Origin of the sequence: Candidatus Tumulicola sp. (assembly GCA_036490475.1) — a bacterium.
Lineage (GTDB): Bacteria > Vulcanimicrobiota > Vulcanimicrobiia > Vulcanimicrobiales > Vulcanimicrobiaceae > Tumulicola.
In genome coordinates this window covers 228,579-251,748 of the sequence record DASXDT010000001.1, presented here as the reverse complement: position 1 = coordinate 251,748, position 23,170 = coordinate 228,579, and the positions used below count along the sequence as shown (strand labels likewise).

At 59.8% G+C, this 23,170-nt stretch carries 26 protein-coding genes, 2 tRNA genes and 1 other RNA gene; 15 read left to right on the top strand and 14 right to left on the bottom strand.

Annotated features, from left to right (window positions below; translation table 11 throughout):
• Window positions 1–7: 7 nt before the first annotated feature.
• Window positions 8–409 (bottom strand): DUF2203 domain-containing protein, encoded by a 402-nt coding sequence (locus tag VGF98_01355; protein HEY1680273.1) that lies wholly within the window; start codon window positions 407–409, stop codon window positions 8–10.
• On the opposite strand from VGF98_01355, the gene rapZ reads away from it, so the two are divergent.
• Complete coding sequence (gene rapZ, locus VGF98_01350) at window positions 410–1,267, top strand: RNase adapter RapZ (protein HEY1680272.1); 858 nt, start codon at window positions 410–412, stop codon at window positions 1,265–1,267.
• Entirely contained in the window at window positions 1,264–2,610 is a 1,347-nt protein-coding gene (locus tag VGF98_01345; protein HEY1680271.1) for a gluconeogenesis factor YvcK family protein, read from the top strand. The genes rapZ and VGF98_01345 overlap by 4 nt, the downstream gene beginning before the upstream one ends.
• Window positions 2,611–2,914: 304 nt before the next feature.
• Here VGF98_01345 and rnpB read toward each other — a convergent pair.
• Window positions 2,915–3,273: RNase P RNA component class A (gene rnpB, locus VGF98_01340), an RNA gene on the bottom strand.
• Window positions 3,274–3,494: 221 nt separating this feature from the next.
• On the opposite strand from rnpB, the gene VGF98_01335 reads away from it, so the two are divergent.
• The 4 genes from VGF98_01335 (at window position 3,495) to VGF98_01320 (ending at window position 6,539) form a co-directional block, all read left to right on the top strand.
• Window positions 3,495–4,100 (top strand): hypothetical protein, encoded by a 606-nt coding sequence (locus tag VGF98_01335; protein ID HEY1680270.1) that lies wholly within the window; start codon window positions 3,495–3,497, stop codon window positions 4,098–4,100.
• A gap of 63 nt (window positions 4,101–4,163) precedes the next feature.
• Window positions 4,164–5,303, top strand: coding sequence for a hypothetical protein (locus VGF98_01330; protein ID HEY1680269.1), 1,140 nt, complete (start codon window positions 4,164–4,166; stop codon window positions 5,301–5,303).
• Between the two features lie 4 nt (window positions 5,304–5,307).
• Entirely contained in the window at window positions 5,308–5,844 is a 537-nt protein-coding gene (locus VGF98_01325) for a hypothetical protein (protein HEY1680268.1), read from the top strand.
• A 92-nt stretch (window positions 5,845–5,936) separates the two neighbouring features.
• Entirely contained in the window at window positions 5,937–6,539 is a 603-nt protein-coding gene (locus tag VGF98_01320) for a CPBP family intramembrane glutamic endopeptidase (protein ID HEY1680267.1), read from the top strand.
• On the opposite strand, the gene VGF98_01315 is transcribed toward VGF98_01320, so the two are convergent.
• From VGF98_01315 to VGF98_01300, 4 genes are read right to left on the bottom strand one after another with little or no spacing between them, the layout of a single operon-like run.
• The gene (locus VGF98_01315; GenBank protein ID HEY1680266.1) at window positions 6,529–7,209 is read right to left on the bottom strand and encodes a M24 family metallopeptidase; all 681 of its coding nucleotides are present in this window, start codon (window positions 7,207–7,209) and stop codon (window positions 6,529–6,531) included. The two genes, VGF98_01320 and VGF98_01315, sit on opposite strands and share 11 nt — an antisense overlap.
• Window positions 7,210–7,218: 9 nt before the next feature.
• Entirely contained in the window at window positions 7,219–7,362 is a 144-nt protein-coding gene (locus tag VGF98_01310; protein ID HEY1680265.1) for a hypothetical protein, read from the bottom strand.
• An 8-nt stretch (window positions 7,363–7,370) separates the two neighbouring features.
• Window positions 7,371–7,988, bottom strand: coding sequence for a hypothetical protein (locus tag VGF98_01305; protein HEY1680264.1), 618 nt, complete (start codon window positions 7,986–7,988; stop codon window positions 7,371–7,373).
• 4 nt (window positions 7,989–7,992) lie between these two features.
• A complete protein-coding gene (locus VGF98_01300) occupies window positions 7,993–8,667 on the bottom strand; it encodes a hypothetical protein (GenBank protein HEY1680263.1) in 675 nt (224 codons plus the stop codon).
• A 134-nt stretch (window positions 8,668–8,801) separates the two neighbouring features.
• On the opposite strand from VGF98_01300, the gene VGF98_01295 reads away from it, so the two are divergent.
• The 3 genes from VGF98_01295 to VGF98_01285 all read left to right on the top strand — a co-directional run bounded on the left by VGF98_01295 (window position 8,802) and on the right by VGF98_01285 (window position 10,745).
• Window positions 8,802–9,170: a VOC family protein gene (locus VGF98_01295; protein HEY1680262.1), complete on the top strand. Its 369-nt coding sequence runs from the start codon at window positions 8,802–8,804 to the stop codon at window positions 9,168–9,170.
• A gap of 44 nt (window positions 9,171–9,214) precedes the next feature.
• Window positions 9,215–9,667, top strand: a complete 453-nt coding sequence (locus VGF98_01290) for a hypothetical protein (GenBank protein ID HEY1680261.1) — start codon at window positions 9,215–9,217, stop codon at window positions 9,665–9,667.
• Window positions 9,668–9,794: 127 nt separating this feature from the next.
• On the top strand, window positions 9,795–10,745 hold the full coding sequence (locus VGF98_01285) for a retropepsin-like aspartic protease (GenBank protein ID HEY1680260.1): 951 nt from the start codon (window positions 9,795–9,797) through the stop codon (window positions 10,743–10,745).
• Window position 10,746: 1 nt separating this feature from the next.
• On the opposite strand, the gene VGF98_01280 is transcribed toward VGF98_01285, so the two are convergent.
• Both VGF98_01280 and VGF98_01275 read right to left on the bottom strand, forming a co-directional pair.
• Window positions 10,747–11,388 (bottom strand): hypothetical protein, encoded by a 642-nt coding sequence (locus VGF98_01280; protein HEY1680259.1) that lies wholly within the window; start codon window positions 11,386–11,388, stop codon window positions 10,747–10,749.
• The gene (locus VGF98_01275; protein ID HEY1680258.1) at window positions 11,385–11,924 is read right to left on the bottom strand and encodes an RNA polymerase sigma factor; all 540 of its coding nucleotides are present in this window, start codon (window positions 11,922–11,924) and stop codon (window positions 11,385–11,387) included. Before VGF98_01275 ends, VGF98_01280 begins: the two co-directional genes overlap by 4 nt.
• 97 nt (window positions 11,925–12,021) lie before the next feature.
• Between VGF98_01275 and VGF98_01270 the strand changes: the two genes are divergently transcribed.
• Window positions 12,022–13,353: a DUF2252 domain-containing protein gene (locus tag VGF98_01270; GenBank protein HEY1680257.1), complete on the top strand. Its 1,332-nt coding sequence runs from the start codon at window positions 12,022–12,024 to the stop codon at window positions 13,351–13,353.
• A gap of 9 nt (window positions 13,354–13,362) precedes the next feature.
• Window positions 13,363–14,760, top strand: coding sequence for a serine hydrolase domain-containing protein (locus VGF98_01265; protein HEY1680256.1), 1,398 nt, complete (start codon window positions 13,363–13,365; stop codon window positions 14,758–14,760).
• Between the two features lie 65 nt (window positions 14,761–14,825).
• Here VGF98_01265 and VGF98_01260 read toward each other — a convergent pair whose 3' ends face one another.
• Together VGF98_01260 and VGF98_01255 are read right to left on the bottom strand one after the other, a co-directional pair.
• Window positions 14,826–15,902, bottom strand: coding sequence for a hypothetical protein (locus tag VGF98_01260; GenBank protein ID HEY1680255.1), 1,077 nt, complete (start codon window positions 15,900–15,902; stop codon window positions 14,826–14,828).
• A gap of 188 nt (window positions 15,903–16,090) precedes the next feature.
• Entirely contained in the window at window positions 16,091–18,493 is a 2,403-nt protein-coding gene (locus tag VGF98_01255) for a LuxR C-terminal-related transcriptional regulator (protein HEY1680254.1), read from the bottom strand.
• 78 nt (window positions 18,494–18,571) lie between these two features.
• On the opposite strand from VGF98_01255, the gene VGF98_01250 reads away from it, so the two are divergent.
• Complete coding sequence (locus tag VGF98_01250; protein HEY1680253.1) at window positions 18,572–18,898, top strand: cupredoxin family copper-binding protein; 327 nt, start codon at window positions 18,572–18,574, stop codon at window positions 18,896–18,898.
• Window positions 18,895–19,773, top strand: a complete 879-nt coding sequence (locus tag VGF98_01245) for a metallophosphoesterase (GenBank protein HEY1680252.1) — start codon at window positions 18,895–18,897, stop codon at window positions 19,771–19,773. The genes VGF98_01250 and VGF98_01245 overlap by 4 nt, the downstream gene beginning before the upstream one ends.
• Window positions 19,774–20,180: 407 nt before the next feature.
• Here VGF98_01245 and VGF98_01240 read toward each other — a convergent pair whose 3' ends face one another.
• From VGF98_01240 to VGF98_01225, 4 genes are all read right to left on the bottom strand, one after another.
• Entirely contained in the window at window positions 20,181–20,927 is a 747-nt protein-coding gene (locus tag VGF98_01240) for a 2'-5' RNA ligase family protein (GenBank protein ID HEY1680251.1), read from the bottom strand.
• Between the two features lie 9 nt (window positions 20,928–20,936).
• Window positions 20,937–21,653: a hypothetical protein gene (locus VGF98_01235; GenBank protein ID HEY1680250.1), complete on the bottom strand. Its 717-nt coding sequence runs from the start codon at window positions 21,651–21,653 to the stop codon at window positions 20,937–20,939.
• A complete protein-coding gene (locus tag VGF98_01230; GenBank protein HEY1680249.1) occupies window positions 21,650–22,279 on the bottom strand; it encodes a hypothetical protein in 630 nt (209 codons plus the stop codon). Before VGF98_01230 ends, VGF98_01235 begins: the two co-directional genes overlap by 4 nt.
• Before the next feature lie 49 nt (window positions 22,280–22,328).
• Window positions 22,329–22,401: transfer RNA gene (locus VGF98_01225), tRNA-Ala, on the bottom strand.
• Window positions 22,402–22,502: 101 nt separating this feature from the next.
• Between VGF98_01225 and VGF98_01220 the strand changes: the two genes are divergently transcribed.
• Window positions 22,503–22,578, top strand: a tRNA-Ala gene (locus tag VGF98_01220).
• 39 nt (window positions 22,579–22,617) lie between these two features.
• Window positions 22,618–23,136 (top strand): DUF6790 family protein, encoded by a 519-nt coding sequence (locus VGF98_01215; GenBank protein ID HEY1680248.1) that lies wholly within the window; start codon window positions 22,618–22,620, stop codon window positions 23,134–23,136.
• Window positions 23,137–23,170 lie beyond the last annotated feature (34 nt).

The following is a 23,170-nucleotide window of genomic DNA, read 5'->3' as shown; positions in this document are numbered from 1 at the left end:
CCCGAACCTACGCCAACGGCCGTCGCGTAGTGAACCCTTCATCGACGCCGTGCCAGTACGCTACTACCTCTTCGCCTGCTTTCCAGCACAGATACACCGGCTCGCCGTCGCGCGACGACGGAAAGTCGATCAATCCGAGGTCGATGTCTTTGACGACGCACCCCAGCGATTCGATCCGATGGATCAGCCGGTGTATTTCTAATTTCAGCTCGCCGAAGCGCGGGGCCGGAAAGGGCGACCGGACGCCTGCTAGGCGGATGGGCGCGTCGAGGCGCCAGGCCGGATGCAGGGCTGGATCGGACTCGAGCAGTTTGATCGCCAGCTCGCGCCGGCGATGCAACAGCTCTTCGACCAATGGCGCAAGCTTCGAAATAAGGGCGTTGGCTCGCGCGGGCGAAAATAGTTTCATATGAGTCAGCCCCGAGTGGTCTTTGTCACCGGGCCGTCAGGCGCCGGTCAGAGTCAAGCGATGAAGTCGTTCGAAGACTTGGGCTTTTACGGCATCGAGCATTTGCCTCCCGCGGTGTTGGACGCCGCCATCGATGCGCTGGGTGCCGCCGGCGTCACCGATGTGGCGATCGCGCTCGACCTGCGCGGCGGGCGTAACCTCGGCGATCCGTTGGCAGCGATCGATCACGTTATAACAACGCATAACGCGCGCGTTTTGTATCTCGACGCGCGCGACGACGTCCTCGTTCGCCGCTTTAGCGCGACACGCCGGCGCCATCCGTTGGCACAGGCCGGCTCGCTGCCCGAAGCGATCGCCGCCGACCGGCGTGTGGTGGCGCCGCTGCGCGAGCGCTCCGACGTGATCATCGACACCAGCTCGTTGACGCACTCCGCGCTTAAGACGCGCATCGCGGCCGCGTTTTCGCGCGAACATCCGATGCGGCTGGCCGTGACGATCGTCGCGTTCGGATTTAAATATGGACTCCCGACGGATCTCGACCTATTGTTCGACGTGCGGTTTTTGCGCAATCCCAATTATGTGACCGAACTGGCGCCGCTTACCGGCGACGATCCGGCGGTTGCCGCGTTCGTCGCAGCCGATACATCGCTCGAGCCGTTTTTGGAAAAGACCGTCGACTTGTTGCGCTTTTTATTGCCATGCTATGTGGAAGAGCAGAAGTCGCACCTGACCGTCGGCGTCGGCTGCACCGGTGGCCGCCATCGCTCGATCTACGTTGCCCGGCAACTGATGGAACGCTTGGGCGGCGAGTTGGGCGTCGAGCTCTCGTTCGAAGCCCGCGACGTGGCGCACGCATGAACAAGCGCGTGATGGGCCTATTCCAATGGCTACTCCCCGGACTGGGCGTCAAGCGCTGGGCGTTCGTCGCACTGCTGGGTGTGCTGTTGCTGGTCGACGCGATCGTCCGCTGGCTGATCGCCGAAGGCACCGGCATCCACATCAACGAGCTGCTCGACGATATCGTCGACGACTATTTTCCGCCCGCGTATTTAACGTGGATTCTCGCAATCGTCGGACTGGGATTGACGTTCTCGGGCGTGTGGCTGTGGCTGCGCGCGACCGTGCGCGTGGCGCGCAATCGCGGACGCGACGGCGTGCGCTCCGCGCTGACCGGCATGCGCCTGCAACAGGGTTACAAAATCGTCGCTATCGGCGGCGGCACCGGGTTGTCAACGATGCTGCGCGGCCTAAAGCGGCGCACCAGCAACTTAACCGCCGTGGTGACGGTGAGCGACGATGGCGGCTCGTCCGGCCGGCTGCAAAAAGAGTTGGGGGTGTTGCCTCCGGGCGACATTCGCAACTGTTTGGTGGCGCTGGCCGACGACGAAGCCCTCGTCACCGATTTATTTCGCTTTCGATTTAAAGAAGGCGAGGGCCTGAGCGGCCACTCGTTCGGCAATTTGTTTTTGGCGGCGATGTCGGGCGTCACCGGCAATTTCGATCGCGCGATTAAAGAATCGAGCCGCGTTTTAAATATCGTCGGTCGGGTGCTGCCGGCGACCCTCGGCGTGGCCAAACTGTGCGCCGAACTCAACGACGGAACGATCGTCGAAGGTGAGTCGTCGATTTCGCGGACGTCGCGTCCGATTCGCCGCGTGTTCTTGGATCCACCGGCCGTCGATCCGCTCGATGAAGTGATCGCCGCGATTCGTGAAGCCGACGCGATCGTGCTAGGGCCCGGTTCGTTGTTTACGTCGATCTTGCCGAACCTGCTGGTGCGCCGCGTGGCCTCCGAGATCGCGGAGTCGCACGCCGTGAAGCTGTACGTGTGTAACGTCATGACGCAGCCCGGCGAAACCGACGGCATGACCGCTGCCGATCACGTGCGCGTGCTGTTAGACAACTCCGGCGAACAAGTCTGCGATTTTGTGGTGGTCAACAACGAAGCACCCTCGCGTTTGCTGGCGGCCTATGCGTTGGAAGGGCAAGTTCCGGTGGTTCCAGATTTCGATCGGGTTGCCGAGTTGGGCGTGGAGCCGGTTGGCGCGGCTGTTATCAGCGAAACCGTGACGGTTCGTCACGATGCAGATCGTTTGGCCGCGACGGTTGTCGCGCTTGTGGATCGCGTCGTGGCGGAGCGTGCAACGCTGGTGAAACCTGCCAGCGCGTATCGGCGCTCCGCCGCCGCCGGCGGCGCCTAACGACGCCGAACGAAGCCCGGCGCTCCAAAAGGCGAGATACGGCTCGTTTCGCACTGTAGGGAATTCGGACTAGACTAAGTCCACTCGTTAACATGCAAATTTGCCCGAATCCACCGATTGCGGACGTAAAAATAACAATTTCGCAACCCGCCGGTCACAAAAAATTAGGACCTTGAAAAAATGTTGCCGACGTATTTCCAAACCCTGATATTTGCCATTGCCACTGTATGAACGAGTGGACTACGTCTAGTCCAATTTCTCTACAGTCTCGAAAGCGTGGTGGACCAGGTCAGCGCGTGAAGATGCGGGGAGCGCGCCGGTAAGCCGGATTCTGTCAAGAACGATTGCTCGTTCCCGGATGACCATCTATCTGGGGTCGACGTCGCCGCCGGCCTCGGTGCGATGTAGCTCTACGGACGGGCCGTCCGCCTCTTTCGAGGATGCGAGCGATCTTGCTTCGAGTGGGGTTTACCCGAGCCCGCGTCACCGCGGTGCTCCGTGAGCTCTTACCTCACGATTTCACCCTTGCTCGCACGAATGCGAGCGGTATGTTTCTGTGGCACTTTCCTTCGAGTTTCCCCGACAGGACGTTATCCTGCACCCTGCCCAATGAAGCCCGGACTTTCCTCACCCACAAGTGGGCGCGGTCATCTGGCGCGTTCCCGCAGCCGCAGTATACCACAGAGGGCGGGGCCCTTGCGTCGACCGTGGAAAGCAGTTTGGGATGGACGAATCCGAGAACCACGCGGCCGAACGGCGCAGAACTTGGACGGGCGTCGTCTTCCATTCTAAGTCAGAATTCAATGCACATAAGATATCCACCGAAGTCGATCCATCCGTCGGTCGCGCTGAGCCTTCCAATAATGAGTGAACGAGAAGAGTGAATGCCTAAGTCCATCATGCAATCGCTGCTGTCCATTCTTGCCGCTGCCGCTATCCTATCGCCAGTCGCCCAAACCCCGGCGCCGCTAACCAAGGCCGCGGCCGCAGCAGCGGTAGAAAAAGCAGCGCACACGGCGCAGATTCTCGCGATCGTCAAAGCGTCGCCGCAACTCAAAATCGATCGCACGGTTCCGGCGACGTCGGTCTTCGACGCCCAGAACCATCCGTATATCAACGTGCTCGGCGTACCCGAAGGCCAAGCCGTCGGCGGCTATCTCTCGGCCGACGAAGCCAATTACGGCGCCGTCGCAGGCGGTTACCAAGCGATCGCGGTTCCTTTAGAGAGCGACGGAAGCGGTGGCGTGTTCACGCAGATACTCTTCGCGCGACTCGGCGCCGCTAAATACACGTATATCGGCTACATCGGTTCGGGCGGCCACCTCAGGGTCGAAATCAAGAGTAATGCAATCGTCGCGACGCTTCCGTATTACGGAGCGAAAGACGCCAACTGCTGTCCGTCGAAACTCATCGTGCAGACGTACGCCATCCACAGCGGCAAACTCAAGCAAGTCGCGCAGAAAATGATGCCGACGCCCAAGCCGCATTAGGCCGTCACGCTCGCGTAGCCGAATCGTTATCCTAAGGACCACAACTCGGAGGAAGAGGGAGCAATGAATTTCGCTAGACTTTCGGCGTGCGCGTTTGTCGCGACGCTGCTCGCGGCGTGCGCCGGTACCGGCGCCGGATCGAGCAGTGGCCCGAACCCAGCACTCAATCAACCCGCTTCAACGATAAAGAAAGCGGGCGCGCTGCAGTTCCAGGTGTTCACCGCCGGACAGACGCCGGGATTCCCATCCACCGCGGGCGCGATCGATATCGCTCCCGGTCCCAATCAAACGATGTGGTTCACCGACGGCGGAACGCCCGCGATCGGACGCATCACGTCCGATGGCACCGTTACCGAGTTCACGTCCGGATTGCCGGTAAATGCGGAGCCCGACGCGATCGCGGCCGGTCCTGACGGCAACATGTATTTCTCCGACTTCCGCGGCGTCGCCATCGGCCAAATAACATCCAACGGCACGATCACCGAATACACTCTACCAAAGTTCACCGACACGAACTCCAAAGCCATCGCATTCGGCTCCGACGGACTGCCGTGGGTCGTCGGCTCCGGTATCCCGTCGCTTCTCGCCCACCTCACCAGCTCGGGGAAAATCACGGTGCAAAAGTTAGCTGCCGATTTCACGCCCGATCCGACGCTCGCTGCTGACGCGAGCGGCAACCTGTGGTTTACCGGCGTCAATAAAACGCTGCACGCAGAATTGTTCGAGCGGGTCGCCAGCACCGGCAAGCTCGTGCATTTGCCGATGCACATGGTCAAACAGTTTCTGCCGTGCTGCCCCAACCAGTCCGCGACGCAGATGACGATCGGGCCGAGCGGCGCGCCGTGGTTCACCACCACCAACTATCTGAAGCAAGGCACGACTGCTTTCTATCTGGGAACCGTCAATGGAAACGCTTTCCAATTGCTGCGCCTAACGCATAAAGGTCTAAGCACCTCAGCCTATCCGAGCGGCATCGCGTCGACCGGCGCGAGCAGCAACACCGTTTGGGCGAGCGGCGGTAATCCGTTCCAGAACAATGGAGCGCTCTGGGAGTTCGCCGGCAAGAGCAATCAACAGGCGTTCCCGGTACCGTACAACCCGTTATCGCTCACGGTAGACGCAGCCGGACATCCGTGGTTCACCGCGATCTTCAGTGGCGAGCCGAGCCAAATCGTCGAGGTGACGAACGCCGGGTCACATTAGTAATTTGCAGCTAAAAGAATGGAACGATCGCTTCTGCCGATCGCTCGCGAAACTGGCGAGAACCGGCATCGACGGCAAGTCGAACGCCGATACTGGTTGGTGGACCCTGAAGATCGGTAAGCTCGGACTACTCGTAATGGACGATGACGAGGAAGCGGTCGTGTGGCTCCTGGATGCAGAAGGCCGTACGGATGGTCCAGCCTGGGCTGGGAATATGGCCGAAGCTTCCGCGCTCGAAGCGGCCGGCGAAATAGCCCGGCTCATCGAAAAAACGCCCGCCGACATCGCCTTCAAGGCGTATCCTCCGATCGGGACGGATCGAGCCAAAGAAGATGTGTTAAACGCTGTTTGGGCAGATGTATTAGTTCGAATAGGAAGAATTCGCACGGATTCCCTAATTGATGGCCGGCCTGACGAAACCCTCAGGGAAATCGAAGCATATATCGACGAACGAGCTCGAACCGACGCAACCGGCACGGTTGCCGAGTGCGCTGGCCCATTTAAAGTGTCCGCCGCGCAGCTTCTGCGTGGCGAAGTGTGACGGCCTAACGACCGTCATTGCTCGATCGCGCAGCGCCGCCATCCTGTCTAAACGGCAGGCGTGCGTTTCACAAAACAGAATGGCCCGCTCGAATGACGCCACTTAATAAGCCGGCCGCGGTACGAGCAGCAATCGTCCTTTGCGTGTTGGCCGGTATCGAAGGCGCTTTCATCGTTGCTTATCCCGATGCGTGGCTTTCGGCGACCTTCAGAAATTATGCCAACGTACATGTTGGCGCATGGATCGCTGCAGCTGTTGTTACCGCTAGTTACATTTTCTATAGCGTGCGAGGGCTTCCAACGGTCGCCTCGCTGCTCGGAAGAATCTCGTCATTCAAGTTACTTGCTCTCGTGATTGCGATTCCGGCGTCGATCGTCGAAGAAGTGTTCTTTCGCGAGAGCTTGATGAATCTGCTTGCGCATCATCACCAGAACGTCACAGTGCAAATTCTGGCTTCAGGCGCAGCGTTTGGAATCGTACATTCGTTTTGGGGTATCCGCGGTGGTATTGCCGCTGTTATTGGAGCCGTACGGTCGACAACGCTATTGGGGCTCGCGCTTGCGGTCGTCTTCGTCATGGCTGGTCGCGTCGTGTTCCCCTGTGTCGTCGCCCACTTCGCGATCAATCTCGTCCTGGAGCCGTGGCTGTTGTACGCATACATAGTACGGGCACAAGCCAGAGCCGTTACAGCGTAAGGAGTTGCTCGAAGAAGCCGCCGATCTCGCAGGCTCGATCGACAAAATGAATCTCGAGAATCCACTGGCGCTGCCGTCCTTGCTTGTCGAGCGAACGAATCGGCAGATGATTGTCGGGATGAACGTACAGCGAGATCTTATCCCCGGCGATTCGCTCGTGTGGAAATCGGCCGACGAGATGCCCGGCGATTTCACCACCGAACTCCCAACCATAGTTCTCCGCGAGGGTTACCGCGTAGGCAAACAGCTCGCTAGCCGTAATATCCGGCTGCGTCTCGAAGTAGGCCTTACCCTCAAAAAAAGCGCTGGCTACGTCGTCGCGCAGTTTGCACTTGCGCGGATCCGACCCAACCACGAACGTGCGGCCAAAATCGGCCTCCCATTTCTCGAACACCGGGCCGAAATCGAGAAACACGATGTCGTCGCTTTGAATCGTACGGTTCGGTGGATTCAGATCGTACGGGGCTAACGTGTTCTTGCCGGCGCGCACGATGCGCTTGTGCCAATGCTTCTCAACGCCGAACAGCTCTTCGGCCAACGCATAAATCGCATCGCTGACCGATCGTTCGGTCGCGCCGGCGCGAATCAGCCCGTCGGCTTCGACCCGCTCGAATAGTAAGGCCGCTTTGTCTTGCGCGTCCCGAAGAAACGCCGCTCTCTGCTCGTCCACGCCTGCCGTTTATCCGAAGGTGAACGAGAACGCCTGCACTCCCGGGTCGAGAAACTCGATCGAAAAGGTCAGATCGCGCACGCGTCTGGTTTGGCCAATTAGCTGATACAGCCGTTGACCGTCGAGCAACACCCTGGCCGCCGAGGTTTGCAACGTGCTCTTTACGGCGAGAGTTCCTTCGCCTTCGCAAGCCGGCCATTCAGCGAAAAGACGCCTGCTAACAACGCTCCCGAGAGAACCGCCAGGGCAAACCATCTGGGCGCCTGCGGACCGACGTGGAATGCTGCAGCCTGCGCGGCGGCGACGCTAGAAAAGAGCAACAGCGAAACGTACACTTCACGCAATACAGGTCGCATTCTATGTCCGTTCCATACACCGATTCCGACGCCAAAAATCACTAAGACCACGTATGTCCCGTCGAGCGCGTGCCACGCAAGCGGCCCGAAAAGTGCCCGTACGTACGGGAGATGCGACCCACAATGAATCCATGAAACGGTCATCCAGAGACCGGCTAGCGTAAAAAGCGTACCGATTAAAGGCCCTAAGAATCTTCCTAATGCTAGGTTATTAAGACCCGCATGTTCGCGGGTAAATCCCATGAAGAGCGAAAAACGATCCGCTTCGGCTTCAGGATAGTACTGATTCACCCAAAGGTCCTGAGCCTTCTTCGAGTCGGGCTTAAATAGCGCATAGAAGCCTGCGTATGCAAAACATACGCCGAACACGGTAAAGAACAGGCCACCTAAGATCAACGAGGGGGCGCAATCCGCGTACGCCATCGCCTCAGCGGACGTCCAGTGACGTTACCGGCTCGATGTCGTATTGCTGGGTGTCCGCCGTCAAGGGTGTGACGACTCGCACCGCTCCGTCTGAGCCGATTGATAGATGCGTCGGTTGCGTGCTCTCGAGCTTCGTATACGGCGCGTCGATACCCACCGTCAGCAGATCGAACTTGCCCTTCGGAACGTAGAACACGCGATAGTTCTCGATGCTTGTTCCTGGGTCGAGCTCTGTGTCGACTCCGGTTCGCGGGTTGCCGAGGTGCGTTACGTACGACCAGCTGTACACCGGCACGCTTCGTCCGACCGCGTAGTATCCCTGATATTCGTAGCTGAGTGGTTCGCGCGTTGGCGGCACCGCCGGCGACGCCGACATCACTCGCTTACCGAAGACGTTGACCGCGAGACCGAGAAAGTGCGCGTTTACCGTGCCCACATTGCGCAGATCGATGTGCAGTCCGACGGCGATCAGCCCGTGCTGCTGGCTCAACCGCTGAAGCGACGCGGTGATATTCACCTCCGGTTGCGCGAACGACGGCTTAATCCGGTTTTCGTATGCGAAGATGTAGAAGGCCCAGATACCGGCCGCAACGATCGCGGCGATTTCAACGATATCGCGGGTCCTGGTCAACGAGGAGCCGTGCGTATTGTCGGTGCGATCCTTACGACTAAACAGCATTTATGCTCGTTCGACCTTACAATAGTCCAACCTCGCCCAATCCTTCGATGTCGACTGCGTTCGGCCGGCCGGGCTTGCGAGGTCGCCTGTCGAATTTCGCCACGTAGGGCGGACTCGCTCCGCTCGGAGGAACGATGCCTATCACCGGCGCCATCTCGCAGTTGCGAACCACGAACCTTGCAGAATCGATCCGATTCTACACCGACAAAGTCGGCTTGGTTCTCGACTTTCAGTTCGAAGATTTCTATGCGGGTATTCGTGCCGGCGATCAACTCTTTCACCTCAAGCTCGTCGACTGCAAAGACCCGACGATCGAGATCGTCGATGAAGGCGATCACTTCCATCTGTACTTCGAAACCGACGACGCAACAGCGACGGCCGCGATGCTGAAACGCAACGGCGTTGCGCTCGTGCGAGACGTGCACGATACCGACTGGGGAACTCGAGAGCTCGTTATAAAAGACGATCAAGGCCACACGCTCTACTTCGGCCAGCGACTTTAAGTAAGCGCCGCGGGAGCACTCGCCCGCGCGCCGAAGGACGACCCATGCGCTTAGCGAGCATCGTGCTTTCTGTGGCACTCTTTTTGGCGTTTGCGCCGGCCGTCCCGGCGCAGGCAGCAGACCTTGAAGCGTTGCACAAAACGTTTGCCGGCTTCACGTACGACGCCGGTCAACTGCGGTCGTCAATCGTGACCGACACGGTCACCTATGGCCAGAAAAATCAACCGTTTCAAAAAGGCAGCATCCGCAGGGTCGGGCTTGTTTACCGCCGCGACATCGTCGACGCGCGCTCGCGTTTCTCTACTTCGACCGGATTCAATGGCGAAAAATTCTGGTTTTCCAATGCCAACGGCTTCACCGTTCCGGTCATCGGCGATTCCGCGAAGCGCCTGCTGGCCGAAGACCTATCTCACCGATGCCATAGCGTCGATCCCTTGGACGCCGCAAGGCCCGTCCTCGGTCGATGGACATTCCGTCGGCGTCTACCGGATCGCTAAAGATCCGGGCTATACGATCGATCTATACGTCGACGACACGACCGGTCAATACCGTCGCGCCGTGATCGATCCCGACGGTAGTCATCGCGTGACGATCGACATACTCCAATACACTCCCGTCAGTGGAATGCAAATCGTGTCGCAGTGGCATTCCGAGCTCGACGACACGACGCACACGTTAAGCGATATTGCCGTTAACGCGATCATCAGCGATCCGGATCTGTCGCCGCCGCCGCAGGTCGCGAGCTGGGACTCAATCTCGGGGACGGTGTTCCCGATCAAAATCATCCACCGGCACATCGCCGTGGAAGCCAAGATCAACGGCGTGCAAGGCCTGTTCGTTCTCGGGTCGGGCTCGACCGGTACGTTGATCGGCGGGCAGTTCGCGCACCGCGCCGGACTCAAAGCCGACGGATATGCGCCGCAAATATATCAAGAGCTGCCAAACCACGTTCAGTCGGGAACGGTCGACACGATCGAAATAGGCGGAAGCGTCTTGCGCAACGCGCACATCTATTTCGGGGCGCAAGATGCGGACGACCTCATTCCCGATGGTGTGCTCGGCTACGACATCTTCGCGCACACCGTGGTCACGATCGATTTCGTAAAGAACACGATGCAAATCCAAGACCCGGCGCTCGTCAACCCCGACGCAGTGCAGGGAGTCCATATGCTGGCCGATCTCGGCCGCGGAAAGGCGATCGTTCCGGCCAAGATCCAAGACGTCGGTGTCCCCGCCGTTCTCGAAACCGGCGTCCCTGCGGCCGTCCTACTTCCGTATGGCATGGCAGATCACGACGGCTTAAAGCTCTACAATGATAATCAGGCGGCCGACGCGATAGTGCTCCCCCACGCCTGGGCGGACGAAAATGGCGCGCTCGAGGTAACGACCGGGGGGAGATGCTGGCAGCTTGAGGTTGTGACGCTCGGCCCGATCAGTTACACTCGCCCGACGGCTTGTATCTATATCGGTTTGGAAGACGGGCAAGCCGTAATCGGTCTGGATTTTCTCGACCGATTCGAAAAAATCGTGTTCGACTTCTCGCGAGCCGGCGTGATCTTCGTGCCGCGCTCCTGACCTATTTCAACGTTGCCGCCGCGACGGGGACGCCATCGCGTTGTAACACGATCGATTGGATGCGCGCGGTCGGCCGAATCAACAGCGAGGCTGTTTGCCCGGTCGAATGCAGCGCACCTAAATCGGTCTGTCCACCAGCGCCGATGCTAACGACGTGCAGCTCACCGCCCGGATGGTCGGCGATCACGTACACCCACGAACCGTCGCGCGCGTACAACACTTTCGCAGCGACCTGTGACCCCGATATGGGCGACATCGACACGTGATTGAAATGGCTGTGCACCACAGTCGCTAACGCAACGTCTTCGTCGGCCAACTGGCCGTGCAGCCGTAACGCTTGGAAACCGGTGCCCAAGAACGCTAGCGCAAATACCGCCGCAATCGCGTACTGCCAAAGTGAAGAAGAGCGAGAACGAGACGGCGTCGCAGGTGAAGCCACATCGTGAATGCGTCGGTCCAACGACGCAGACGGCGTCACTCCCGGCAGCGCCGACGCCAGCGACGCCGCAACGCTTTGCGCATCGATGACTCGCGCCGCGCACTCGGCGCAGGCAGCAATATGGCGGTCTACCGCTGCCGACTCAAACGCATCGAGCGCCCCAAGCGCGTAAAGTTCGGCGTCGTCGCCGATGTGCTGCGTCATGCGCGCGCCTCCGAACCGGCGCGCAACTCCGCTTGCAGTTTGCGCATACCCATCGCGATGCGGCTCTTGATCGTCCCGAGCGGAACGTTCAATGCCTCGGCTACCTCCACGTGCGTCTTATTTCCATAATAGGCCAGCGTCAACGCGGTGCGCTGCTCCTCGGGTAAACGCTCCAACGCCAAACGCAATCGCTCCGACTCAACCGGATCCACGACCGGTGGATCGATCGTCGTCACCGGTTCCCATCGTGCCGCCTTTTCTTCGCGCAAACCGCGACGCGTGTCGCTGCGTAGCGCCGCCAACGATTCGTTTCGAACGCACGCCACCAGGTAGGCTTTCAACATCTCCCGGCTGCCGGAAAAGCGATTCGGGCTGCGCCACACGCGCACGAGCGCATCGTGCACGCAGTCTTCGGCCAGGGCGTTGTCGCCCGTCACGTGGCGAGCGACGCTCACGAATACCCGTGCCCAAAGCGCATAGACTTCCTCGAGCGCCCGTGGCTCGCGCGCGACGAATCCATCGACCAGCCCGTCCATTCGGCCTCCGAATACGGTTCCGAACCTTTCATAGCCTGGAAACGCCGCCGCCGACCACCCCGGATGAGAAGCGCTCCATCGACGGGAAGCGGCCTGTATGCGCAAAGGAGCGACCCAACCAGCTGCAGGCAAGGCGCTTCGTAAGCAAATTCCACGGTCGTCGTACGGTCGATGGGCGCCGCAGCCCGGACGGCCGGATCCGCTCGCGGTTCTGGAAGAATCGAACGTAGGGCGGCTACAGAATCTCATTCCGGTCCGCTTTGCACGCATGAAAAAATCGGCGTTTACGTTCTTTCGCGGCTTTCCGAGCATGATGGCCTACGATGTGGGAACCGGACGTCCGGCGACCGGAATTATCGTACAGTCGTGCGGCGATTGTCATTTGGAAAACTTCGGAATCTACGCAACGCCCGAACGTAACGTGGTCTTCGATATCAACGATTTCGACGAAACGACCCCGGCTCCGTGGGAATGGGACGTGGAGCGCCTGGCCGCCAGCATCGAAATTGCCGCACGCGTCAACGGATTTTCCGAGAAGCAAACGTCTAAGGCCGTGCTCGGTGCGGTGTCCGAATATCGACACAAGATGCTCGAGTGCGCGCAGATGACGCGGCTGCAATGTTGGTATTCGAGGATCGACGCATCGGACTTTTTGAAACAGACCGGCATTTGGGAACTTCGGCGAGCCGGACTGCCGCGCGCCGCACCGGACGATAGCCACGAACTGATCGCCGAGCAGTATACCGAAGGCAAAGGCGTCGGAACGAAAATTGCGGACAAGCCTCCGAAGCTGTTCCACCCGCCGCCGGATGGTGAGGTGATCGGCGACGCACGCGAAGTCTTCGAGCGCTATAAGCGGTCGCTACGCGACGACTTACAGGTGCTCTTTGGTGCCTACGAGCTGAAAGATCTCGCGATCAAAGTGGTCGGGCTGGGCAGCGTCGGCACGCGCTGCGCGGTCGCGTTGATGATGGCAAACGACGAGGATGCGCTGATCTTGCAGATCAAAGAGGCCCGCCCGTCGATTCTCGCGCCCTATGCCGGCGCGAGTCGATACGAGAACAACGGGCGGCGCGTCGTGGCGGGGCAGTTGCTGATGCAATCGGCGAGCGATATTTTCTTAGGTTGGAGCGATAGCGACGATGACCATCAGTTCTACATCCGCCAACTGTCGGACATGAAGTGGTCGGCTAACGTGAGCGTGATGAGCGCTCCCGAGCTGCAGTCTTACGCTGCGCTGTGCGGCCAAGTGTTAGGGGTCGCGCACGCCCGATCCGGAAGCGCACATACCATCGCGGGCTACTTGGGCTCGTCTTCAACCTTCGACGCTGCCATCGCCGAGTTCGCGCAGAATTATGCAGAACAAGTGTTGGAGGACTACGAAAGTTTTCTGCACGCCCTCGAAACCGGACGCTTGTCTGCGGAGTAGAGGGAGCATATGTTCGCATCGATCGTCCTCGCCGCCGTTGCGGCCACCTCGCAGGCCGCGGCTTCTCCAACGCCGCCGGCCGCAGCGCCCGCACTTGTCGCATCGTCAACCGCAGTTCAAGCCCGTCTGAATACAGGGCTCTCATCGCTCGCCGGCAATCAACCCGACCACGCGCCGGCCATGCAAGTCGCCATCGCGCAAGACGGACAGATCGTTTACAACCAGGGCTTCGGGACGGCCTCAGCCGATACGCGCTTCGCGGTCGGTTCGATTACCAAACTATTCACTGCAATCGCAATCATGCAATTAGTTCAAGAAAAGCGCGTCGATCTCAATGCCTATGTAACCACCTATCTTCCGGATGCGAAGTATGCCGCAAGGATCACGGTGACCGAGCTTCTGCAACACACATCGGGATTGTGGAACTATGGCGACTATGCATTCAACAGCGGCGCGGCAGCAAAGCCGACCACGCCGGGCGCGATCCTTGAGTTGGCCGCCGGTCATCCGCTGACGTCGTTGCCCGGAACCACATGGGCCTATAGCAATACCGGCTACGTCGCGTTGGGGTTGATCGTCGAGCATGTGTCGGGCATGTCGCTGGCCGGCTACGACGCGCAGCATATCTTGCAGCCCGCAGGCATGACGCAAACCACCGTCGGTAATCCGCCTGCGGATGTAGCGATGGCAAAAGGCTACTTAGAGGCAAGCGGCACGCCGGCTCCGCCGTACGACCCGTCGTGGACCTTCGCATGCGGCGACATCGTCTCGACCGCCGCCGACCTGCTACGCTTCGATATCGCGCTAATGAACGGAAAACTCGTAACGCCCGAGACGTTCACGCAAATGCAAACGACCGTCTTCAAAGGCGATGGATTTCTGCAAGGCCTCGGCCCGGTGATGAACGATCGGGCCGGAATGCAGTCGGTCGGGCATCACGGTGGCCTCCCCGGCTTCGAGGCCAATAACCAGATGATTCCGTCGCAAGGTGTGGCCTGGGTCGTGCTCGGCAATGCATTCGATTTCAAAACTTCGAGCGCCGACAAAATCGTTCTGAACGCACTGTGGCCCCAGCAGTTCCCGATCGTGGCAACCGTGACAACTCCGGAAGATAAAGCCATGACCGCGCGATTCCGCACCGCTTTGACGTCGTTCACGAAAGGCTCGGTCGATCGCTCGCAATATACCGATGAAGCGAATGCCGCGTTAACGCCGGACGTTCTAAAACAGACTTCCGTGCTGCTCTCGAGCTACGGCGCAATACAAAAGATCGAATTCGTCGGAATCGAGCGCTCCGGCACGAAAACGGTCTACAAGTATAAAGTCACCTATCCCGGCGGCCACGTATTAATGTGGGAGATGGGTCTGGACGCTAACAACAAGATCTTCGCCATCAGCGGAAGTTAGCGTCGAGGCACCGCCGGAATCGTGCAAGCAGCGCGACGACTCCGGCGGTGAAGGACTGGTTGAGGTTATCTGTTACCCGAGGGGAAGACGACGGCATCTTCCGGTCCGTACAGCTCACCCGCGCCGATGGAGAACTTAATCCTCTGATTTCCGCCGATTTGCGCGTACTCGACGCGCTGATTCGAGATATCGGCTTGCCACGTTGCCGTGTGCGACGCTATCAACGAGCCCGAGACCGGATCGGCGAACCCGGAGATGGTCGAAACCGGACCGGCAGCCATGTTAGAGCTGTCAAAGATGTTGACGGTTCCATTAAACTGGCTCGAGCTTTGATCGTTGATCATGAGCATGCCCTTGCCGAACGAGCGGATGCCGCCGGGGAAAGCGATTCCCAGACCGCCGAACTCGGTGATGGTACCGGTTGAGGGCACGTACTCGGCAAACGCGGTTGCGAAGTTGGTATCGAGGTAGTTGTACCACACGTTATTGGCTTTATCGCAAGCGACGCCGAACGAGAAGAAGATGTTCGACTCCGGGATCGAGCCCGTCGGTGCCGTCGCACCCGGTGCGAAGATTTGGATGCTGCCGTTCGTGTAGCCATTGTCGGCGTACGTATTCGACACGTAGACCGTGCCGTTCGGACAAACCGCCACATAGGCCGGAGCCTGCTGGTTCCCCTCGTTGAGAATCTTCGTCGCCGTATAATTGCCCGGCGCGTAGACGTTAACGGCGGAAGTGCCCTGGCTCGTTACGTACAGATTCCCCTGACGGTCTGAAGCCATGCCCTGCGGTCCCGAGACATCGGTGATCGTTGCCGTGACGACGCCGCCCTTTTTCGGCTCGAACTGTTGCACGACGTTACCGAGATAATCGGAAACGAACAGCGTGCGGCCCCATTTCGAGCGTGACGTGTTGGGCACGACGACGTGCGGCACGTTGATGTGGCTGCTGCGCAACATTGCGAGCTTCTCGGCACTGAGCGCGAAAGCACCCAACGGCCGCTTCATCCCTTGGGGGAGAGCTGACTGTTTGCCGGCGGACTGCGCGCCCGTAGCAGATGGCGCGAGCTGCGAGGCGCCGGAGCAACCTGCAAGCAGCGCAAGAGTAGCCGCAGCGACCAAGCCGTGGCGCAATTGAGACATGAACAATTCGAGAGCCTTTCTGAATGCGGTCTCGCGAAGGCGGCAACAACGCTTATTGCGTTGCTATGCAAACAGAGTGCACGCGCAGGCGATACCGTGTCGTGGGGATGTCAAGCTATTGGCTCGACTGTATGCGAACAAGTCTGCCCGAAGAGCGCGGGCAGAGCCATGACCAATTTGGGCTACGCTTAGTGCAGCAGTCCCTTGTCGCGTGCGCGCGCGACCGCCTCGATGATTCCGGAAGCGCCGAGCTTCCGTGTAACGGCCTTGATCTGATTGCGAACGGTGTGAATGCTACGCGCATGTTGTTGTGCGATGGCCTTTGCGGTTCGACCGTCCGCCAATTCAACCAAGACGCGAGTCTCCGCATCGGTAAGTAACGTGGGCACGTCCTCACGATGGAGTGAAGCAAGTGCGACGGCGATCGCTTCGGCAATGCCTTCTTGATGCGCCGAACGCAATCGTTTGAGCGCCCTCGACGCCGATTCGCCGTTGAGGGACGAGCCAAGCGCGGCGAGGTCGCGCACGAACGTGACGAGCGCGCGCGTCTGTGCGGTGGGTGCGTGATGCGGCAATCTGCGCATCGCGGCTTCGGTGTTGCCTAACGTGATTTGCGCGATCGCTGCGAAGCAGTCGGCCTGCACGTTTCCGATCGCGTTTTCCCGCGCTGCGGGTGCCGCAATCCGGCCGCATGCGCGCAGACGAAGCAACGCGTTCTTTTCGTCGCCGCCAAACGCAGCGAACATCGCAAGCGACGCATTCCAAAGCCGGCGTTCGGCCGGATCGACCACGCGATCGTCCAGCTTGGCGAGAACTCTGTAGCCCACCGAGAACTCGCCATTCCAACTCAAACGAGTAGCCATGGCGATGCAACAGTCGAGTTCGTCGCGAAAACCCGAATGCAACTGCATTTCAGATTCGATCGCCAGCGCGCGATCGTCGTGGCCGCGCTCCACCTCAAGGCAATATTGCGCGCTCAGTGCGTAAAGACGATGACGCCGGTCGCCGGTACGTTCCGCGGCCGACGCCATCTGTTGTGCGTGCCATAATGCCGCGGCGTGATCGTCGCGCGTTCCGACGGCCGTCCCATACAAAATACTTTGTGCGCAAATGAAGTGAAACCAAGCGCCGGCTCGATGCGCAAGGCGCGCTGCTTCGGTTGCGTTGCCCTCTGCAGCCGCAGCATTGCCGGATTGGTATTGTACGTACGACAAACGCTGCAACGAGCGTGCCAGCAGCGCCTCGTCGTCGAGGTCGGTCGCGGCGCGTACTGCCCGCGCCGCTTCGAGGTGTGCCTCGTCGAGGCGGCCCGCCAACGCCAGCGCCATTGCGTAGATGCCCCGCGCATCGGCACGGTCGACCTCCGTTCCCACGTCGAAGGCCGGCACGATTGCGGCCAGCGCCTCGGTGCTGCCCTGGTTGAGGTAATGAACGGCTCGAAGCCGGCAGACGCGAGCGTGAATCTCGCGCGTCGTCTCGATCTGATTCGCCCGCTCGTATAGGGCGTTGGCTCGGCCGAGTGCGCCGGCTTGCGCTTCGATCTCGGCGCGTAGACACACGACGATCGGATCGTCTCGACGCACCGATTGCGGCAGCGCTCGCAGCGCATCTCCGACGCCTCGCGCACATCCTGCGTCGAACAAGGCTAAGCCGCCGGCGTGCAGCTCGGCGAGCACGCAGTCGGGCGCGTAACGCCGCACCAGGTCGAATGCGCGCCCGGCAAAACCCGACACACGCAAAACAGCGGCTACGCGAAGTGCGCGCGCTCGACGTTGCGATGCGGGAATCTGCGCGATGGCGTAGCGCGCGAACGCCGGATGTAGCACGACCCGATCGGCCTCTTCATGCGATGGAACCGGGGCGTCGCTGAGCCAGCGCAGATCTGCCGGCGCATCCTCGCGGCCGGCTGCTGCGAGCATCGTTTCATCGAACGCGCCGAGCAATGCCAGCTCCGAGACGAGGTAGCGTCGATCGTCGTCGAGCCGACTGAGTATCTCGGTGGAGAAGTACGAGAATAAAAGCCGCTCCGCTGTTGCTGCGGCCCGCGAAAGGTCCAACGTCGATCGCTGCAGAGCGGCGAGTGCGAATCGAACCGCGACTGGCCATCCGCCCGTCGCATCGGTAACGAACTGCATCGCCGAATCGTCGACGCGCATACCGAGCGTCTTTGCAGCTCGACGGATCTCGTGTAACGACAACGATAAATCGCGTTGTCCGACCGGCGCGCCCGCTTGGCCTACGGCCACCCAGGCAGCCATCGGTAGTCCCACGGATTCACGGGAAACGAAGATCCATCGAGTTGCGGGAAACCCGCCGACGAACGATGCGATCCTGTCGATATCGCCGGCGGCGATCACGTGCAGGTCGTCTACTACGATGAGTGGCGATCCGGACGAGACCGCGGCGACCAGTTCGTCGATCCCCTGCGTTTTCGGGTCGTGCCAAACATGTTGAAGGCCGCCGAGCGCGGCGCGAACGGCGGTGGTTTTCCCCGCTCCGGCGACAGCTTGAATGATCGCAATGCGGTATTCGAAAGCGGCCCGTACTGCATCGACCCCGGATGGTTCGCGCGTCACCGATCGCACCGTCATGGTATCGACTGCTTCCGCGCAAGAGCGATTGAAACCGCCCCAGTCATCCAGGCGCCCCGGCGGCGGCATATCCAGCATATGAAGACGATCCAACTCGCCGTGGTCGCCGCACTCCTGATCGGTGCGCTCGGCGTCGCAAGCCCGGCTCCGCACATTGCAACCGCGACGGTCCATATCAAGAACTTCGCATACGTTCCGCCCAACCTTACCGTACACGCCGGCGAGCGCGTCACATTCGTCAACGACGACGACGAAGCGCACACCGTTACGGCTACCGACAAATCGTTCGATTCCGCCGGTATGGACACCAACGACAAATGGCAACACGTGTTCGCAAAACCCGGAACCTATACATACTTCTGCCAGATGCATCCGTATATGAAAGGCGCGGTCACCGTTCTATGAAGCGCGACGACTTTCTCAAACACGTAGCCTGGACCGGAACCGGCATCGCCTGGACGCTCTCGGCAACCGGCGTCTTTAATGCAACGCCTGCGCTGGCGCAAAGCGACGGCATCTCGTTCGTGCAAATCAGCGATAGCCACATCGGTTTCGCGCGCCCCGAAAACACTGACGTAGCCGGAACGCTGCAGCGCACGGTCGCCGCGATCAACGCCATGCCGGTGCAGCCCGCGTTCGTCGTCCACACCGGCGACGTTACCCATCTCGCCAAGCCCACGCAATTCGATACCGCAAAGCAAATCCTCGGAACGCTCAAGGCTCCGCTGATAACGCTTCCTGGCGAACACGACGTCATCGGCTCGCCGGTCGCCTTCATGGCCGCCTTCGCGCACGCCGGTGCTCCCGACGGCTGGTTCTCGTGGGATCAAGGCGGCACGCATTTTCTCGCATTAGTGAACGTGTTCAACTTCGAAATCGACGGGAAGCTCGGCGAAAAACAACTCGCTTTTGTCGAAAACGACCTCGCCGCGCAGAAGAAGTCGACGCCCATCGTGGTGTTCGCACACGTTCCGTTGTATGCGCTCTATCCGCCGTGGGGTTGGACGACCGAAGATGGAGCGCGCGTCATGGCCGCGCTGCGCAAGTTCGACGCCGTAACGGTCCTCAACGGGCACATCCACCAAATCGTCCAGCACACCGACGGCAACATCAAATTCGCAACCGCCGCCTCGACGGCCTATCCGCAACCCGCACCCGGCACGGCTCCGAAGCCCGGCCCGCTCATGGTTCCGCAGAGCAGACTGATGAGCGTCCTCGGCTATCGCAGCGTCGCGATCGCCCCCAATACAACCGCTACGATCGCGGACCGATCTCTATAACTGGTCACGGCTTGACGGCGGTGTGCTGTGAGTACACCGCATGCCACCGGCCGTTTACGTAGGCAAATATATCGCTCGATGCACCCGTTAGAGACTGAGATTCAGTGAATCGAGGCTATGCAGAGCGACGAACCCGCATTTCTTGCATCGGATACAAGCGCAGTTCAGTCGCTGTGGCGGAGCCTCATCATCCCCGCTAAAAATAGGAAGTGCCACGAGACCATTGACGACGACGGATAGTGACCCTGCGCACCTAGGACACTCTGCCTTTGCATCCCGCTCGTAGAGCCGCTTGCCAATTTCGGTCGCAGTTTCGTCCGTTAATGCATTGTTGGCGCCGAACTCAATTGTATTATCCATAGCGGGCGGCGCCTTCGCGGGACTGCCGGAGCCCACCTAGGGAGCCCCTACGGTAGACCCTCTATAGCGAATGACCATTTCTTGAGTTCTTTGCGCGCCGTCCCGTTGTTACCCAGTTGATACACCGATGCAGCTGAAGCCTGGAAGGCAAAGCTGGTAAACGGCTCCGCGACCATCTTGTGGAAGTACGTCGCGGTCGTTACGCCGACAGTGACATGCGGGAAGAAATTCGCGCCGCTCGCTTTCGGAACGTACGCTGCGACGTAGTCCAGCGTCGGCTGGTTGATATCTGGTTCGGCCTGTGTCGTATAGAATGCAGCAGATGTTCCGCTCGAGGCGGTGTACGGTGCGACGGCGGCCAAAAGGTCGCGCTGAAGTTTCAGCAGATTAGGCGTGGGCTTGACCTCGATCACCGTAGCGTACAGGCCAGTTTTACCCCACGCTTCACCGGCGTATTTCACCGCCGTAAGCTGCATGGTGTCGGCATTATCGGCTGCAAAGACCTTGTCGGCGGCGGCGTAGACATCGCTGAGGTGGGCCGCGTACACGTAACGCTGCAGCAGTGTCAAATGCGGCAGGTGGCTTGCATCCAGCGTGAACCCCTTAGGAAAGCTCTGCAAGAGGCGGGCGTTCGCGGCTCTTGCGTGTTGAATCATCGTTGCGTCGGGTTGAAGTCCGATATCGATCGCAGTGACGGCGCTCGGTGCCACCGCCGTTGCGTTAGCGGCTGGCGCGATGAACATAGCGGCCAACACGACCGCGACGAGGATGGCGTAACGATTCTTATTGAGCATTTGGCGCTATTAGAAGCCTCCCGGAAAGCGCAGGCTAGTGAGATGACCAAATTTTACTTGCGTGCCGTTTTGCGCGCGCTGGCTTGCGATTTGCGTCTTTTGGCTTTGCATCTGCTTTTCCAGGTCGCCGAGACCGGACTGAATGATGGCGTTGCGCGACGCCCATTGTGGCTGGCTGAGAAACGCTACGCCCGGATAAATCTTGCGCACGTCCGGCACGGTGCGGCGTTCGTTGCGAACGTGTTCGAGGATTCTCAAGGCGGCGTCGATGTTGCCGAACGCGTAGCCGTTGATGTCCGTGCCGCTCAACTGAAAGAACGCGTCCTGTGCGTGATACAGCTCGAATGCTTTATTGCCGATCGATCCCAGCTTGTTCGGATCCGTGAATGCCTGGAACTGACGGCCGGCATACTGCGCCGAGTAAAACCAGTAGGTCGCTTCGTTTCGGTAGCCCATGTCGTAGAGCCGAATGGCCGCGACGTACAACTCGGGGAACGTCAACTGCATCCACTGGCTGCGCATCTGTTGAATGGTGGCGACGAATCGTCGACGATCGCTCGAGGCTAAGCCCGCGCTGTATTTGCCGACATGAACGACGTCGCCGGTCGAGTTGTAATAGGGCGTGACGTACGCGTTAATCGTACCGGGGTTATCGGCTCTCGCTGCTGCGGGCATCGTAATGGCGGCCGTGGCGGCTAGGACGAGGGCGGCGTACGAGCGCTTCAATATGACATCCCTATGATGTTGAGTTGTGCGTCGATGTTGGCGGCCGGTCTGGATCTGGCGGACTCTAGATACATAAAGTGCCGGTCGTCTTTGTCGAGTCCGTTTATTTCCCACTGCGTGACGCGCGCGTCGGCGTCTCCCGACTTTGCGATCGCGGCTCGTGCGGTCGCGGCGAGTTTTGCGAACGCGATCGCGTTCGGATCGAAAGCTTGTGCGTCGATCTTTGCGGCGGTGACGGGGCCGTTGTCCATGGACATCATCTTCACCGGAGTCGGTCCGGTGATCGTGCCGTCAGGCGCGACGACGTAGTGATCCACGTTGACGTGATTCTTCGGTTCTTGCACGTCGACCATCAGGCCGTTGACGCCGTCGGCGCCGATCGTGGTTACTTTGAGCGGCCGGCCGGATTTTTCGGCAATCGCGTTCAGCGCTTTCATCACCGCTTGGCCATCGGTGAGGAACGGATCGATCGTACCGCCGCCGGGGTTAGGCGCCGCAAGTTTTGGATCGCCTTGACCGTAGCCGCCGCTTGAGGATCCGGACGATCCGTCAGAGCAGGCCGCGAGAAGGCTGGCGAGCAGCAATCCAAACGTAACGGCTGCTTTGTGTCGCAATAGAACCGGCATGGCGGCCTCTTTTGGACTGCAGCCGAGCTTCCCCTCGGTAAGAAACATGTGGAGACGAGGGGGCTCGAACCCCTGACCTTCCGGATGCAAACCGGACGCTCTACCAGCTGAGCTACATCCCCGTGCGCGCCCCGACTTTTCCGGGGTCGTGAGGATAACCCTACCGCAGCGCTCGTGGCTCTGCAAGGACTCAACCCCGACGGCGTGAATAGGCGGCGATTGCGGGGGCATAGCTCAGTTGGTAGAGCATCACGCTGGCAGCGTGAGGGTCAGGAGTTCGAGTCTCCTTGCCTCCACCATGGAAAGTCGAAAATCTCTCGGGCGGATGGGTGGAACGCGTGATCCAAGACGCAATCACATGGGTTTTAAGTAACGCCGGGATCGTTCTTTTCGTAGTCGCGATTATTACGTCGTTCGCGAAGGTCCGTCGAGCGCGTACCGCACGGCAATCGCCGAGCGTAGCGTCCATTTTCTGGAGCGAGATTCTCTTTTACGCAGTCGGAATTGGATTCGTTTATTACGGCTTGCTGCATGCGTATGCTCAAAACATTGCCGCTCCGAGTATTGGGTGGCTTCCCAGCCCATTCGAATACGAACTCGGTTGGGTCGAAATCGGCCTGGGGGTCTCGGCCATACTCTCGCTCTGGCGCGGATACGATTTTCGCTTAGCATTATCGATCCCGTTCGTGATCTTCAGTTGGGCGGCCGCCGCACAGCATATCCAACTCATCATCTGTTGCCACAACATGGCTCCCGGAAACGCCGGCTTGATCCTGTGGTTTAGCGATATTGCGGTGCCGCTTATCGTGCTGGTTCTTGCGATACTGTCATCTCGTTCTGTAGAGGATCCAAAATGAGGATCATCGCGGATCCGAGGCCATTCGTTTTGAC

Bases quoted from the DNA above. Each gene is read 5' to 3' on its own strand.
- VGF98_01355 (HEY1680273.1), bottom strand. From the start codon at position 409: ATGAAACTATTTTCGCCCGCGCGAGCCAACGCCCTTATTTCGAAGCTT.
- rapZ (HEY1680272.1), top strand. From the start codon at position 410: ATGAGTCAGCCCCGAGTGGTCTTTGTCACCGGGCCGTCAGGCGCCGGT.
- VGF98_01345 (HEY1680271.1), top strand. From the start codon at position 1,264: ATGAACAAGCGCGTGATGGGCCTATTCCAATGGCTACTCCCCGGACTG.
- VGF98_01335 (HEY1680270.1), top strand. From the start codon at position 3,495: ATGCCTAAGTCCATCATGCAATCGCTGCTGTCCATTCTTGCCGCTGCC.
- VGF98_01330 (HEY1680269.1), top strand. From the start codon at position 4,164: ATGAATTTCGCTAGACTTTCGGCGTGCGCGTTTGTCGCGACGCTGCTC.
- VGF98_01320 (HEY1680267.1), top strand. From the start codon at position 5,937: ATGACGCCACTTAATAAGCCGGCCGCGGTACGAGCAGCAATCGTCCTT.
- VGF98_01305 (HEY1680264.1), bottom strand. From the start codon at position 7,988: ATGGCGTACGCGGATTGCGCCCCCTCGTTGATCTTAGGTGGCCTGTTC.
- VGF98_01300 (HEY1680263.1), bottom strand. From the start codon at position 8,667: ATGCTGTTTAGTCGTAAGGATCGCACCGACAATACGCACGGCTCCTCG.
- VGF98_01295 (HEY1680262.1), top strand. From the start codon at position 8,802: ATGCCTATCACCGGCGCCATCTCGCAGTTGCGAACCACGAACCTTGCA.
- VGF98_01290 (HEY1680261.1), top strand. From the start codon at position 9,215: ATGCGCTTAGCGAGCATCGTGCTTTCTGTGGCACTCTTTTTGGCGTTT.
- VGF98_01285 (HEY1680260.1), top strand. From the start codon at position 9,795: ATGCAAATCGTGTCGCAGTGGCATTCCGAGCTCGACGACACGACGCAC.
- VGF98_01280 (HEY1680259.1), bottom strand. From the start codon at position 11,388: ATGACGCAGCACATCGGCGACGACGCCGAACTTTACGCGCTTGGGGCG.
- VGF98_01275 (HEY1680258.1), bottom strand. From the start codon at position 11,924: ATGGACGGGCTGGTCGATGGATTCGTCGCGCGCGAGCCACGGGCGCTC.
- VGF98_01270 (HEY1680257.1), top strand. From the start codon at position 12,022: ATGCGCAAAGGAGCGACCCAACCAGCTGCAGGCAAGGCGCTTCGTAAG.
- VGF98_01265 (HEY1680256.1), top strand. From the start codon at position 13,363: ATGTTCGCATCGATCGTCCTCGCCGCCGTTGCGGCCACCTCGCAGGCC.
- VGF98_01260 (HEY1680255.1), bottom strand. From the start codon at position 15,902: ATGTCTCAATTGCGCCACGGCTTGGTCGCTGCGGCTACTCTTGCGCTG.
- VGF98_01255 (HEY1680254.1), bottom strand. From the start codon at position 18,493: ATGACGGTGCGATCGGTGACGCGCGAACCATCCGGGGTCGATGCAGTA.
- VGF98_01250 (HEY1680253.1), top strand. From the start codon at position 18,572: ATGAAGACGATCCAACTCGCCGTGGTCGCCGCACTCCTGATCGGTGCG.
- VGF98_01245 (HEY1680252.1), top strand. From the start codon at position 18,895: ATGAAGCGCGACGACTTTCTCAAACACGTAGCCTGGACCGGAACCGGC.
- VGF98_01240 (HEY1680251.1), bottom strand. From the start codon at position 20,927: ATGCTCAATAAGAATCGTTACGCCATCCTCGTCGCGGTCGTGTTGGCC.
- VGF98_01230 (HEY1680249.1), bottom strand. From the start codon at position 22,279: ATGCCGGTTCTATTGCGACACAAAGCAGCCGTTACGTTTGGATTGCTG.